Annotated in this window: 15 protein-coding genes and 1 tRNA gene; 8 read left to right on the forward strand and 8 right to left on the reverse strand. The window is 34.5% G+C overall.

The annotated features are described in order from the left end of the window. Window positions 1–126 precede the first annotated feature (126 nt). On the forward strand, window positions 127–1650 hold the full coding sequence (locus C5F50_RS01635) for a metallophosphoesterase (RefSeq protein ID WP_179371984.1): 1524 nt from the start codon (window positions 127–129) through the stop codon (window positions 1648–1650). 225 nt (window positions 1651–1875) lie between these two features. Here the strand turns inward: C5F50_RS01635 and C5F50_RS01640 are convergent, their stop codons facing one another. After that, window positions 1876–2487, reverse strand: coding sequence for a hypothetical protein (locus C5F50_RS01640; RefSeq protein WP_179371985.1), 612 nt, complete (start codon window positions 2485–2487; stop codon window positions 1876–1878). 62 nt (window positions 2488–2549) lie between these two features. Further along, window positions 2550–3395 (reverse strand): ferredoxin--NADP reductase, encoded by an 846-nt coding sequence (locus C5F50_RS01645; protein WP_179371986.1) that lies wholly within the window; start codon window positions 3393–3395, stop codon window positions 2550–2552. A 124-nt stretch (window positions 3396–3519) separates the two neighbouring features. Between C5F50_RS01645 and C5F50_RS01650 the strand changes: the two genes are divergently transcribed. Next, a tRNA-Ala gene (locus C5F50_RS01650) sits at window positions 3520–3593 on the forward strand. On the opposite strand, the gene C5F50_RS01655 is transcribed toward C5F50_RS01650, so the two are convergent. Continuing rightward, complete coding sequence (locus tag C5F50_RS01655) at window positions 3594–4127, reverse strand: HEAT repeat domain-containing protein (RefSeq protein ID WP_179371987.1); 534 nt, start codon at window positions 4125–4127, stop codon at window positions 3594–3596. 114 nt (window positions 4128–4241) lie between these two features. Here C5F50_RS01655 and C5F50_RS01660 point away from each other — a divergent pair, with 114 nt between their 5' ends. Further along, window positions 4242–4529, forward strand: a complete 288-nt coding sequence (locus C5F50_RS01660; protein ID WP_048117992.1) for an AlbA family DNA/RNA-binding protein — start codon at window positions 4242–4244, stop codon at window positions 4527–4529. 28 nt (window positions 4530–4557) lie between these two features. On the opposite strand, the gene C5F50_RS01665 is transcribed toward C5F50_RS01660, so the two are convergent. The 3 genes from C5F50_RS01665 to C5F50_RS01675 form a co-directional block, all read right to left on the reverse strand. Continuing rightward, window positions 4558–5406, reverse strand: a complete 849-nt coding sequence (locus C5F50_RS01665; RefSeq protein WP_179372869.1) for an isocitrate lyase/PEP mutase family protein — start codon at window positions 5404–5406, stop codon at window positions 4558–4560. Between the two features lie 62 nt (window positions 5407–5468). Continuing rightward, window positions 5469–6758, reverse strand: a complete 1290-nt coding sequence (locus C5F50_RS01670) for an MFS transporter (protein ID WP_179371988.1) — start codon at window positions 6756–6758, stop codon at window positions 5469–5471. A 42-nt stretch (window positions 6759–6800) separates the two neighbouring features. Next, window positions 6801–7310, reverse strand: a complete 510-nt coding sequence (locus tag C5F50_RS01675; RefSeq protein WP_179372870.1) for a PadR family transcriptional regulator — start codon at window positions 7308–7310, stop codon at window positions 6801–6803. Between the two features lie 94 nt (window positions 7311–7404). On the opposite strand from C5F50_RS01675, the gene C5F50_RS01680 reads away from it, so the two are divergent. From C5F50_RS01680 to C5F50_RS01695, 4 genes are read left to right on the forward strand one after another with little or no spacing between them, the layout of a single operon-like run. Next, window positions 7405–9117, forward strand: a complete 1713-nt coding sequence (locus C5F50_RS01680; protein WP_179371989.1) for a succinate dehydrogenase/fumarate reductase flavoprotein subunit — start codon at window positions 7405–7407, stop codon at window positions 9115–9117. After that, a complete protein-coding gene (locus tag C5F50_RS01685; protein ID WP_179371990.1) occupies window positions 9118–9549 on the forward strand; it encodes a succinate dehydrogenase/fumarate reductase transmembrane subunit in 432 nt (143 codons plus the stop codon). A 1-nt stretch (window position 9550) separates the two neighbouring features. After that, window positions 9551–9895 (forward strand): succinate dehydrogenase/fumarate reductase transmembrane subunit, encoded by a 345-nt coding sequence (locus C5F50_RS01690; protein WP_179371991.1) that lies wholly within the window; start codon window positions 9551–9553, stop codon window positions 9893–9895. Window positions 9896–9897: 2 nt separating this feature from the next. Beyond that, a complete protein-coding gene (locus tag C5F50_RS01695; RefSeq protein WP_179371992.1) occupies window positions 9898–10665 on the forward strand; it encodes a succinate dehydrogenase/fumarate reductase iron-sulfur subunit in 768 nt (255 codons plus the stop codon). Here C5F50_RS01695 and C5F50_RS01700 read toward each other — a convergent pair. Then, the gene (locus tag C5F50_RS01700) at window positions 10662–10985 is read right to left on the reverse strand and encodes a metal-sulfur cluster assembly factor (RefSeq protein WP_179371993.1); all 324 of its coding nucleotides are present in this window, start codon (window positions 10983–10985) and stop codon (window positions 10662–10664) included. The two genes, C5F50_RS01695 and C5F50_RS01700, sit on opposite strands and share 4 nt — an antisense overlap. 49 nt (window positions 10986–11034) lie before the next feature. On the opposite strand from C5F50_RS01700, the gene argH reads away from it, so the two are divergent. Beyond that, on the forward strand, window positions 11035–12495 hold the full coding sequence (argH, locus tag C5F50_RS01705; RefSeq protein WP_179371994.1) for an argininosuccinate lyase: 1461 nt from the start codon (window positions 11035–11037) through the stop codon (window positions 12493–12495). Between the two features lie 82 nt (window positions 12496–12577). On the opposite strand, the gene C5F50_RS01710 is transcribed toward argH, so the two are convergent. Next, entirely contained in the window at window positions 12578–13096 is a 519-nt protein-coding gene (locus C5F50_RS01710; protein WP_179371995.1) for a hypothetical protein, read from the reverse strand. Window positions 13097–13148: the final 52 nt, after the last annotated feature.

Below are 13148 nucleotides of genomic sequence, written 5' to 3' on the forward strand. Positions count from 1 at the left end.
ATGAAAATTATCGTAAACTACCATGTGATTATAAGAAAATCATCAAATTAATATTAAAAATAATTGATCGATCTTAAGACATTAATAATAAATATTTTAATAAAAGTATTCACATATTCATATGTGATGAATAAAACATCCATTGTATCGATAAGCGATATTCACATTGGCAATAACAGCATTGCATGTTGGTATAACAAAGGATATCATGAACCTTATTTGAATAGAGTTTTAGAATACGTAATATCACAAAAAGACAATCTCAAAGAGTTTATAATTTTAGGGGATCTGTTTGATTTTTGGACATATCCTCCAGATGTTCAGCCACCAACTGTTGAGGACATCATAAAGGCAAATCCCGGCATATTTGCAAACAAAGGAACCCTTGACACAGTTGTATCTGCACTAGATGGAAATGTTTCCTATGTTGTCGGAAATCATGACATTAGTATTACACAAGCAGATTTAGATAAAATTCCACTTTCTGGTGGTTATAAAATTACAAAACAGACCGATGAGTATACAGTTGGCAACTGTCTTTTTACACACGGGCATTTGTTTACAATATTTAATGCCCCTGATCCTGTAAACCCTATTCCACTTGGACATTTTGTAACCCGTCTTATTGCATACTATGTACAACAACAGGGAACTCCTGCGTGGCAGATAACGGGATTCGGTGCTCCTGCAGAGAGGCAGATACTGCTGGATAAGGCGTTTTTACCAGCATTGAAATTTATTGTAAAAATGTATGCTATGCAAAAATTTGACGCATCAACTATTAGTGACTTTGTCGACATTTGGGTACAAGTATCCAAATTTCCAACAACAGGCGTCTTTAAAATGGCAGACGGAAGTACAAAAACTATTGATGATGTAAAGTCCGACTATGCAAATCTGTTTACAACATGGGTTAACAAGTATGGTGTTGAATACGTTCAAAAATCAATCTATACTGACGGCATGGCAAGAAGCATGTCTTGGTTTACTCAACAAGCGGCACTGAAAAATAATGCCGATCTCACTATTACCGGACATACACATTGGCCTACATCAGGAGTAAAGGCATTGGCAGACGATGTCAATTGTGGATTTGAGTGTTTTGCAGAACCAGACTCAACCACCTCAAGATATTCATTTGCTGAAGTCACTAATGTAGATACTACTCCAACACCGACTATTTATGACGTAACAAAAGGTCCTCATGGTGGTTATCTTTGTAACGAGGCTTCAGGTATCCCACAAGGCGATATTGTATTTATTCTTCCAAAGCTTCCTACTCCTATGGACTATTCATGCTTTGTTAGAATAGTTAATAATTCTTCAAACACACTAACTCTTACTAAATCCACAAATCCAAACGGTAAATGGGTTCTAAAACCAAGTGCTTCAATAGCACCAAATTCACGTTCAGGATTTTGGTTACAAGATTCACTTGGAATACATGGTGCTGATGGTAGTGTGACATATTCAAATAATGGCAGTAACATCGTCTTGAACTTTGATTGCCCTACTGGACTTTTTAGCAATAAAGTTTCTGTCACTGGTTCAAATGTTTCTTACAGAGCCAAAATAGGAAATGGTCCTTGGAAGAATAACTCAGTCGATCCTAAGGGCCATCCACTAAGTGTAGAGTTTACTGTAAGTTAGCAAAACAGATGCTTTGGCCTTTTTCTATAATGTGGTTTTTACTTATCTCCGCTAATTTTACAGGAATTGTAATTGATTGAGATGTGCTTATTTCATTCTCAAAGATTGTATCTGACAAAACAGTGCTGTTACCTCTTAAGGTTGAATATTAGTAAAATTCATTCAGGACTAACCGTTAACGTAACAGTGTCTCAAGTCTCTTAACCTTAAGTAATGGAAAAAGTACTATGAATTATTCCTTGACCATCCTTCTTTAGGAAATTTCATTCCTGCTACTCTGGTAGTCATATCTTCTGAATTTGCAAATTTTTCAACTGTTTTCCAATCTTCTTTAATTATCTTGGCAATACTTTCTGGTACATGTTCTTTCCATGCAGATTCTTTTCCAAGAGCTGCATCGTACAATTTTTCTTTGACAGATGCTGCAGAAAGTACTTTTCTCTGCCCTACTTTGGGTTTCAATCTGTATATTTTCAGCATATATCCTTCTGCTCTGTCACCTGTGTATGAAAAAAAATCGCCCTTCACTCCTCTGAGAATCTGTTTTCTTAATTGCCATGATTTTGGAGCCAACAATGGTGGCATGTATTTCTTAAATGGGGCAAAAAAAGCGTAATCATCAGTAATTTGAATTGAATCTCCAAAAACTGACCAAAGCATTTTCTTTCTAGTTTCAAAATTAAATGGAAAACTCTTGCTATTGATTTCTTTTTCACCGTCTTTGAAAACTACTGGCATGACTTTGACAACATCTGCTTCTTTTTTTAGGTCCGAAATTATTTCAACATGTGCATTAGTTACGGGATTTAGATGTGCAAGATATAGTGCGGTAATCAATTGGTTTTACTAGATGAATCTTGTATTTCAATGATTGATTTTTAGACTTATTTTTTGAAAAATCATCCGTATGATTCGTATTTTACTTCAAAGCTTCCATCTTCACGTTTGTCGTGTTCTGTGACAAAGCCTTTTGGTTTTAAAAAGTCCATTACCCCGTCAATTGTTCCTTGCCAACCACAAACATAAAACATTGTATTTTCTTTTGTAATTGCATCTCCGATTAATTCTTCCAGTGGTGATCTTCCGTTATCCCTAGGTCTCAAAAATGTTTCAACCCTTCCAACTTGACCTGCCCATGATCTGTTAAACCATTCTTGAGGTCTACTGATGGCTGCTCTGTATTTGAAATTCCATTCATCCTTGCCTTTTGCAATACTCTCATTTTCAAGATTAGTTAGCAAATCTTTGTAACTTAATTCATCGACATAACTTGCACCGTGCAAAACTATGATTTCCCGTTTATCTCCTATATCATGAAGATGTTGCGCATAGCTAACAAATGGTGCAAGTCCTGTACCGCCACCAATACAAATAATTCTTCTGTTGTCTTTTTCCCCATTTGGAAGTTCTTCATTAATTAACAACGCTCTACCTGTAGGTTTTAACCAGAGAATCTCATCTCCTTCTTTTGCATTAAATATTTGAGTAGTTAGTCTACCTGGAAGTGGTTTTCTAACCCATCTAATTACAAGCTCAATGTAATCTCTATTTTCTGGATGAGATGCAATTGAATATGCACGTCTGACGATTTTACCTCCTTCTGCAGGATTTGGTAATCCTAATGTGATAAATTGACCAGCTTGATAATCTGGAACTGGTCCATCTTTTGGAACTAATCTAATTATTACAAGATCTTCTTTTAGTAATTGCACATAAGTGACAGTTGCTTTGTTATCTACTACCATAACGATTGAACCATCATTCTCGAGGTTAAATATATTGTGTTAATTTCACAGGCAGATTTCAACAAAACCGCTAAACGTTAATAACCAATTTGAAAAATCTTATTCAATCAGATTTCTGATTATTGGGCCGGTCGTCTAGTCTGGTAGGATAGGTGCATGGCATGCATCGGATCAAGGGTTCAAATCCCTTCCGGTCCACTATTTTAATTTCAAAAGTAATTTTTCCATTTCTGAATCTTTCTGTTTATTAATTTCATTTTTTTTCTCTTCGGGAACTGAAATTTTTAGAACAATAATTGCATGAAGAGCACTTTTTCTCACTTCTAAATTTGAATCTAAAAGAGACTCTAAGAAAATTTCTTCTATCTCTTTTGCCTTAAGATGCCCTAATGCACCTATCGCACATGATCTAACCATGGAGTGCTCATCTTTAGCAAGTTTGATTATTTCTGGGATTGCATCCGTTTCATTTCTATTTGCTAATGCCAGGGATGCAAAACCTCTGATATTTTTGCTAGTAGATTTCAAACTTTTAATTAAAAAATTAGAAATATCATTCTCATTTAATACAAGTGAGCTGAACGCCTCTCCTCGTACTTGAATATCATCATCGTCTAACTTTGAAATTATTTTTTCTAAAATTATTGGATTGTCTGTTTTATCTAGCGTTTCTAAAATTTTGATTTTCTCCTGACTGTTTCCTGATTCTAAAACTTTTGAAATGTTTTCCAAGTTCGCAAGAAATCCTCTTTTCTGGTTAATATTAGTTAAAATTTTTCAAGATTTTTTCAACAAATTCAAAAAAACCCTTTTAGCTTTAAATTATCCTTAAATAGCAAGTTTTCTATGTCAAACGAAGCCAGAGACACCATATTCATTGGTAAGAAACCATTGATGGCATATGTCACATCAACGCTAATTCAACTGGCAAACTTACCGGCCGTCAACATCAAAGCTAGAGGACTAAGCATAGGTCGTGCTGTAGATGTAGCTCAAATCATTGCAAGAAAAACAGAAAATGCAGGCTACTCTATTGGAGAAATTAAAATTGGCTCAGAATCACTAGAGTCACAAGACGGTAGAACCAGAAACGTTTCAACAATAGAAATTGAAGTAAAGAGAAATACAGCATAACTGTATGCTTTACTTGAAATTTTTTCTTTTATTCTATCTTTGAAAATCCGTACTTCTTTTCCATCTTTCTAAACTTTGGAAGCTCCACTAGATCATTAAACTGATCAAAATTGACAACCTTTTGTTTAAATTTTGCAGTGGTTCCAGTTTTCTTTAACTCTTGTAAAATATTCATTGTAGCAAATGTATTTGCAAATAGTACAGATAGTGGATATAATATTATTTTAAATCCCATTTTGTTTAATGCTTGAGCGGAACTAAGTGGTGTTGCTCCTCCCTCAATCATATTTGCAACAAGAGGTGCATTAATTGCCTTCCCAATTTTTCTCATTTCATTTAATGATCTTGGTGCTTCAATAAACACAGCATCAGCTCCTGTTTTTTTATTTTGTAGTCCTCGCTCAATTGCTGCATCCAATCCCTCTGTTGCTCTTGCATCTGTTCTGGCAACAATGAAAAAGTCTTTACTTTCTCTAGCATCAATTGCAGCACCCAATTTTTCTGTGTATTCCTCTTGTGCTACTACTTCTTTTCCTTGCATATGTCCGCATCTCTTAGGCCATCTTTGATCTTCTAGAAACATTCCTGATGCTCCTGCAGTCTCTAATTCTTTTACTAGCTTCCAAACACTTAGTGCATTTCCATAACCTGTATCTGAATCAACAATTACCGGAACTGAAACTGCTCTGCAAATTCTTCTTGCGTTATCCACTGTTTCAGCTGCACCAATAAATCCATAATCTGGCATTCCAAATAGAGTTGCAGATGTACCATAACCTGTTTGGAACATAGCATCAAATCCAACCTTCTCTGCAATCTTTGCACCAATTGCATCATAAACTCCTGGAATAACAATGGGTTTATTCGATTTTAACATATTACGTAAATTTTTCATGAATCTATTCATTTTCTGAATTATTTATGATTTTAAAAGTAATGTCACTTTGAAATATCAACATCTCTGGTTTCTGGATTAATTTTTGCACCAATTAAAATAATTACTGAACCAATTATTACATTAATTCCAAGTAAAACTGGAATTAATTCTGCACCTTTTGATATCATTGTTACTACAATTAATGGCGCCCAAGATCCAAAAATTAGTCCTCCGTTATAGATAAAACCACTTGCGCTGTTTCTAACTTCTGTTGGAAATCTCTCAGACAAAAATGCCGGAATTGGACCAAATCCTGTAGTTGCAACAGCAATCAAAACCACAGTATATGCAATTCTTTCAAATGTTGATTCAGCATAATACAATCCATAAAATGTTGGAATTGCCAATGCAATTGCGGCCATGGCAAAATACCCAATTGCTTTTCTCCTGCCGATTCTTTGGCTAAGATAACCTGTAAAAATTTGACCAAACAATGATGTAGTTGTTCCAACAATCATTAACAACGATACTTCAGTTTTTTCAATTTCTACATAATTTTGAAGAAATGTTGGGTAAAACCCAATTGATGTATAATATGCATACATGAGTCCTGTCATTAAAATCAAGGAAAAGATGAATCGCTTTCTTCCGTCTTTACTAGAAAGTAATTTCTTTAGAGGTGATCTTTCTGTTTTCTTCTGTTTTTGTTTTGCAAGCCATACTTGTGATTCATTCATTCTAAATCGAACAAATAATGCAACAAGTCCAGGAATGATTCCTGTAAAGAACATTATTCTCCATCCAATTTCAACAAATTGCTCTTCTGGAAATAATGAAACTGCTCCAAAAAATACTACTGATGCAATTACAAAACCAAAATTAAAACCACTTTGTAAAAATCCAGAAAGAATTCCCCTCTTTTCTTTTGGTACTGTTTCCATTGTAATGACTGCACCACTTCCCCATTCTCCTCCCGCAAAAAATCCCTGTGTTAATCGTAATCCAATTAGTAAAATTGGTGCCATAAATCCAATCATTTGCCAAGTTGGTAGTAATCCTGTTGCAAATGTGGCACCAGAAAATCCCATGATTGTAATGATCATTGCTTTTTTCCTTCCATGTTTATCTCCAAAGTTTCCAAAAAAAGCTCCTCCAAATGGTCTCATGATTAGTGTAATGATATATGCTGCAAATGTTGCTAAAAGAGAAAATGTTGGATCTTCAGCAGGAAAAAATAATATGCTAATTAATGGAATTACAAGTAACATCAAAACTAAATCATAACCATCAAGTGACCATCCTAACCATGAACCAAAAATTATAGACTTTTGTTCTCTAGTAAGTGATGTCATATGTTTTCTAAAAAGTAGATTAATTTTTACTTTTCAAAATCATCATTCAATTTTAATCTCTTTTCCTTTCTTCTTTGAACTTTTTTCATTCATTTTCTTTAGTTCATCTTGAAGGAATTTTCTATACTTTTGAGTTTCATCATCTGTCATATTTGCTAAATTGGAACTAAGAATAGATCCCATTGTGGAGATCTTCTCTAACAAATCTAAGGCAACAAATCTTCCTACATTCCCTAATCTGAAAAGAACCTCTAACTGTTTTTTTACAATGTCGTTGATCTTATCTACATCTTCAGCAGTGTCTATTCCTTTTTTTGTCAGTTTGTATCTGCCGTCTTTTGTTTCTTCAATCAGTCCTTCATCTAGTAATCTACCAAGTAGAGGATAGACTAATCCTGGAGATGGTTTCCAAATCCCATTACTTTGTTCTACTGCATAATCTATGATCTCCTTACCAGTACGCTCTTTCTTTTTCAATAGTTCTAAAATGAAATATCTGGAAAATCCTCTTGGGATTGAACTTCCTACTCTTTGAAACCATTCAGAAATCATCACTAGTGATATCACTAGTGATATATTTTAATTTTTTGTGTTGTGCCTGACAATTACTACATATTTAACCCAGATCAAGAAAGTCTGTCTAAAAATGGTTGATTCCTTAGAATTTGATTTGATTATTTGTGGTTCTGGCCTTGCAGGATTGAGAGCTGCCATATCTGCGGCCAAAAAGGGACCTCATCTCAAAATTGGCGTTGTTTCAAAAGTGCAAGTAATGCGTTCTCATTCTGTCTCTGCAGAAGGAGGAACCGCAGCAGTTCTTTTTGAGGATGAAGGCGATACTATTGAATCACATGTTTATGATACTGTTAAAGGAAGTGATTTTCTTGCAGATCAAGATGTTGCTGAAAGACTTTGTGTTGAAATGCCACAGCAAGTTCATCAATTAGATCATTGGGGAATGCCCTGGTCTAGAAGACCCGATGGAAGAATTGATCAACGAAACTTTGGTGGCTATAGTTTTCCCAGAGCAACGTATGCATCTGATAAAGTTGGTTTCTTTGAAATGCAAACTTTGTATGATACATGTCAAAAATTTGAAAATATTGAGTATCTCAATGAATGGTTTGTAACATCAATTATACACGATGGAAAAAAATTCATGGGAGTTACTGCAATTGAATTATCTTCAGGAACATTTTACACAATTAAAGGAAAAGCCCTCATCATTGCAACTGGTGGAGCTGGGCGATTGTATAGTTTCTCAACTTATGCCCTTTCTTCAACTCCTGATGGTTTGGATATGGGATTGCGTGCTGGTATGGCACTCAAAGATATGGAATTTGTACAATTTCATCCAACAGGAATTATGCCGTCTGGAATTTTGATTACAGAAGGTGCAAGGGGAGAAGGTGGTTATCTTTTAAACAACAAAGGCGAACGATTTATGAAAATTTACGCTGCCGGTAAAATGGAATTGGCACCTCGTGATATTGTATCAAGATCAATTATGACAGAAATTCAAGAAGGACGTGGATTCAAACATGAAACAGGTGTTGATTGTATGAAACTTGATTTGAGACATATTGGTGATGAGAAAATTAAAGAAAAATTAGGAGGAATTAGAGAGATATCCATAAAGTTTTCTGGTGTTGATCCTGCTAAAGATTTACTTGACATTAGACCTGTATGTCATTATATGATGGGAGGCATTCATACTGATATTGATGGTGCAACAGAAATTCAGGGAGTTTGGGCTGCCGGAGAGGCTGCATGTAACAGTGTTCATGGCTCAAATAGATTAGGCGCAAACTCTACATCTGAATGCATTGTTTGGGGAAAAATTACTGGTGAATTGGCTGCAGAATATGCGATGAATAATACTGGATCAAATCCTTGGCCACATCATTTAGTTGCTGCAGAAGAAAAGAGAATCTATGATGGAATTTTTAGAGGAAACGGTGATGTTAATCCATATGAAATTAGACAGGAACTCACTGATACCATGAATGAAAAAGCATATGTCTATAGAAATGAAACTGATCTTGTTGCAGGCCTTAAAAAAATTCGTGAACTAAAAACACAAACTTGGAAACATGTTGATGATAAAGCAAAAGAGTACAATACTAACTTTTCAAATGTAATGGAACTTGATTCTATGTTTAGAGTAGCCGAGATTGTTTTGCTTGGTGCAATTAATAGAAAAGAATCTCGTGGAGCACATGCAAGAACTGATTATACTAAACGTGATGATGCAAACTTTTTACATCATACTCTTGCATACTATGATCCAAATGAACCAATTATGAAAACACATCCTGTGACAATTACAAAATATCAGCCAGTTGAGAGGAAATATTAGATGACTCAAGACGAACACAAAGAAGGAATCAAAGGAATGGCCAATCCAAGCCGTTACGGAATTGAAAGGGTAGCTTATTGGTTAATGCGATTAAGTGGATTGGGACTTTTAGCATATTTTGTAGCTCACATTTATGAAACAAGTACCATTTTGAGAGGACAAGTAGGATGGGATGAATTTCTAGAATTAACTCAAACTACTGAAGGGCATCTTTTCTTGGCAATTGTAATTGCGATGTGTGTATTTCATACTGTTAACGGAATTAGAGTTATGTTAGGACATGGAGGAGTCGGTGTAGGAAAACCTGCAAGACCTGATTACCCATATGATCCAGCATCACAAAACTACAGACACAAAATAGGCATCTATTCTGCAATAGTTCTTGCCGCAATTGCTATGATGTATGGATTAGCGGTAATGTTTGGTGAATAAAATGAAAGAAAGCACAATTATGAAAATTCATTATGGAACTGCTCTGGCAGCAGTAGCTTTGGTTGCAGTCCATGTCTTAATGCGTCTTACGATGGGATTCGCAGAGTCTTTAGAGTATGAATCCGTTCTTGCAAATTACAAATTCATTCCATATGCTGCAATGTTGGAATTAATATTGATCCTACTTTCTATTCATGGATTTAATGGATTGCGAGTTATTTTGTTAGAATTAAAACAAGGACGAGTTTATGAAAAAGCTGTTTCATATGGATGTCTTGCAGCAATGTTTGGTTTAATAGCATATGGTTCAAGAACAATTATTATGACTAACATGGGGATGGTATAGAGATGGCACAAGTGTCTCACATTGCAGATGAACAAGCATCCACACCAGTATCTTCATCAAAATCAATTACACTTCGAATTGCAAGATACAATCCAGAACACGATGATTCAAGTCAATTCATGGAATTTACAATTCCGTATGAACGATGGACAACTGTTTTGGAGGCAATTCTTGAGGTCAAAAAACATTTTGATCATTCAGTAGCAGTACGTTATTCATGTAGACAAGCCACATGTGGTTCATGTGGAATGATGATTAATGGAAAACCTCGATTGGCATGTTTTACAAAAATTAGTGAATTAAAATCCGATGTTGTTACAGTTGAACCTATGAATAATTTTCCAATTATTAGAGATCTTGCAGTAAAGTTTGAAAGATTATTTGACACTCATCACAAAATCAAACCATATCTTATCCGAGATGACGCTGAACTAGAATCTGACGAAAAAGAATTTTTGCAATCTCCTGAAGAAGTAGAACAATACATACAATTTGCAAATTGTATCAAATGTGGGCTGTGTAATTCCGCATGTCCTACCATGGCAACTGATTCTTCTTTTGTTGGACCCCAAGCATTAGCTCAAGCATATCGATATGTTGCTGATAGCAGAGATAAAGGAAAAGATTCCAGGCTGAAAATTATTGATGAATCTCATGGAATCTGGAGATGTCACTTTGCGGGCTCTTGTAGTCAAGTATGTCCAAAAGGTGTTGATCCAGCAATGGGTATTCAGTTACTTAGAGGATACTTGCTAGGTTTTAGAGGTTAACCCGACTTCTTTGGGTTTGGACTGTTATTTACTTGATTGTTAATCTGTTCTGCCATAAAGTGATTTGATACATTTACTTTAACATCATCAACTCCATCTACTTTCAAGAGATTATCATGAACATCCTGACAAATCTTAAAACCAAATACTGCAGGACAGAATGGACTGGTGAGATGCAAATCAACTTTGACGTTATTGTTATTGATATCAACTTCGTCAATCAATTCTAATTCTACAATTGAAGTGTTAATTTCTGGATCTACAATCTTTGATAACTCATCGAAGATTTTCACTCTAAGCTGTTTGATATCTTGACTCATGTCGGCAAAAGCGTCGATGCTATATATAACCATTCTAGAACCTTAGATAATGTATCGTTCACGTCTTGGTACTGATTTGAGTGATATCACTTTAGATTATGTTTCATCAATTAATGATGATTCTGAAATTGCATATTATGACATCATTGGAAGTCAAGCTCATACTTTGATGTTATACCAAAATAGCATCATAACAAAAAATGATGCAAAAAAGATCTTATCAACATTAGATATTTTGAAAAATGAAAAATTTGATACATCTTCTGGAGCAGAAGACATTCATGAACTAATTGAATCACTAGTAATCAAAAAGGTTGGCATGGCAAGTGGTGGAAAGATGCATACTGCTAGGTCTCGAAACGATCAAGTTGCTTTAGATATTAGAATGAAAATTAGAGATGATATTAACATCATTTGTAATTGTCTTTTAGATACTATTGAAGCCCTAGTTTCCGTAGCCAAAAATCATCAAAAAACAATCATGCCACTTTACACTCATCTTCAACAAGCCCAAGCTGGTTTGTTTTCTCATTACCTTTTAGCTTATGCAGATGTATTGTCCAGAGACTTTCAGAGACTCTATGGAACATTTGAAAGAGTAAATCAAAGTCCACTTGGTGCTGGACCTGTTGGTGGAACACGTATTCCAATTGACAGACAAAGCACTGCAAAAATGTTAGGCTTTGATGGAGTTGTTGAAAATTCAATTGACGCAACAAGTACGCGTGATTTTGTTGCAGAATATGTTGCCATGATTTCAATTTTGATGACCAATCTAAGTAAGATATCTGAAGATTTTGTAATATGGTCAACGTCTGAATTTTCTTTTATTGAACTAGCCGATGAATTTACATCTCCTTCAAGTGTAATGCCTCAAAAGAAAAATCCAGATATTTTAGAATTAACACGTGGTAAAACATCTGAAATAATTGGAAACCTTACTGCAATCCTTACAACCATCAAAGGATTGGCAACTGGTTATGGACGTGATTTGCAACAGATTAAATCTTCTATCTGGGAAACATCGAAAATTTCAATCAGTGCATTATTGATTTTAAAATCCATACTTCTTACTTTGAAAGTAAATGAAAAACAAATGAAAAAAGTCACTAAATCAAGTAATCTCATTGCACTTGATATTGCTGAAAAATTAGTTCAGGAAGGAATTCCTTTTAGAGTGACTCATAAAATTTCAGGAGTTTTAGTGCAATTAGCTTATCAATCAAAAAAACCTATTTCAAAACTAAGTCTGGAACAAATAAAAAAATCTGTATCTGATACCAAAGTCGATCCAAAAATTGTATCTAAAATCATTTCTACTACTACTGTTGTTTCTTCCCTCAAAGACAGAAAATCATTTGGCTCTTCAGGCTATGATGAACAAAAAAGAATGATTTCTGATAGGATTCAAAAAATTAATCAATATAGAATAGATGTCACTAAAAGAGAAAATAAAATTAGTTCTTCTGTTGAATCATTGACAAAACAAATAGATGAAATTATAAAATAAATAAAAGAAAAATAGTGGATCTAAGGGACCTGTATCTTTCTTGGTTCAATTTTGACCCAATTTGTAACTAGATATTTATCCACTAGTTGTTGCTTGTGGTTCTGGTTTTTTTGATTTCTAGAACCATTTCGACAATAACAATTATGATGATCGGCAATAACAAAACAAGTAAAAATCCTATATCTGTGATTTGATTTCCTTTATCTAATAGATCAATCATAAAAATTGAATATCCCAACTCAATTATTATCATGTATATTGCTGTTGATGCTATTTTGTGTATTGTAGATCTGCCATCGGTTGTAATGGATTTGGATAACGAAATTATTTTTATTTTGTCTTCAACTTTTTTTGCATGTTCTGCAGAATCTATTAGCAAATTGGTATATAGCCTATCTAAAAGAAATATTGGTACCGTGTATATTGAACCAATTACCATGATCAAAGATAAAAATTGAATATTCGATCCAAGAATTGATGGTGAATCTTGGATAAATCCTGCAGATGTGACAATTGCTATTACCTGAATAATTGGACCTATGGGTAATCCCTTAGTTCTGATATCTAAAATAATATCATCTAAATGATGAATTTTCGTCATTGTCATTTTCCAATCTTCTAAAAGATAGTTTTTCGTATCATCACACATGAGA

Origin of the sequence: Nitrosopumilus ureiphilus (genome assembly GCF_013407185.1) — an archaeon.
GTDB lineage: Archaea > Thermoproteota > Nitrososphaeria > Nitrososphaerales > Nitrosopumilaceae > Nitrosopumilus > Nitrosopumilus ureiphilus.

Coding starts and splice junctions, on each gene's coding strand:
- C5F50_RS01635 (WP_179371984.1), top strand. CDS start 127: ATGAATAAAACATCCATTGTATCGATAAGCGATATTCACATTGGCAAT.
- C5F50_RS01680 (WP_179371989.1), top strand. CDS start 7,405: ATGGTTGATTCCTTAGAATTTGATTTGATTATTTGTGGTTCTGGCCTT.
- C5F50_RS01660 (WP_048117992.1), top strand. CDS start 4,242: ATGTCAAACGAAGCCAGAGACACCATATTCATTGGTAAGAAACCATTG.
- C5F50_RS01685 (WP_179371990.1), top strand. CDS start 9,118: ATGACTCAAGACGAACACAAAGAAGGAATCAAAGGAATGGCCAATCCA.
- C5F50_RS01710 (WP_179371995.1), bottom strand. CDS start 13,096: ATGACGAAAATTCATCATTTAGATGATATTATTTTAGATATCAGAACT.
- C5F50_RS01675 (WP_179372870.1), bottom strand. CDS start 7,310: ATGATTTCTGAATGGTTTCAAAGAGTAGGAAGTTCAATCCCAAGAGGA.
- C5F50_RS01695 (WP_179371992.1), top strand. CDS start 9,898: ATGGCACAAGTGTCTCACATTGCAGATGAACAAGCATCCACACCAGTA.
- C5F50_RS01690 (WP_179371991.1), top strand. CDS start 9,551: ATGAAAGAAAGCACAATTATGAAAATTCATTATGGAACTGCTCTGGCA.
- C5F50_RS01645 (WP_179371986.1), bottom strand. CDS start 3,395: ATGGTAGTAGATAACAAAGCAACTGTCACTTATGTGCAATTACTAAAA.
- C5F50_RS01700 (WP_179371993.1), bottom strand. CDS start 10,985: ATGAGTCAAGATATCAAACAGCTTAGAGTGAAAATCTTCGATGAGTTA.
- C5F50_RS01665 (WP_179372869.1), bottom strand. CDS start 5,406: ATGTTAAAATCGAATAAACCCATTGTTATTCCAGGAGTTTATGATGCA.
- C5F50_RS01670 (WP_179371988.1), bottom strand. CDS start 6,758: ATGACATCACTTACTAGAGAACAAAAGTCTATAATTTTTGGTTCATGG.
- argH (WP_179371994.1), top strand. CDS start 11,035: ATGTATCGTTCACGTCTTGGTACTGATTTGAGTGATATCACTTTAGAT.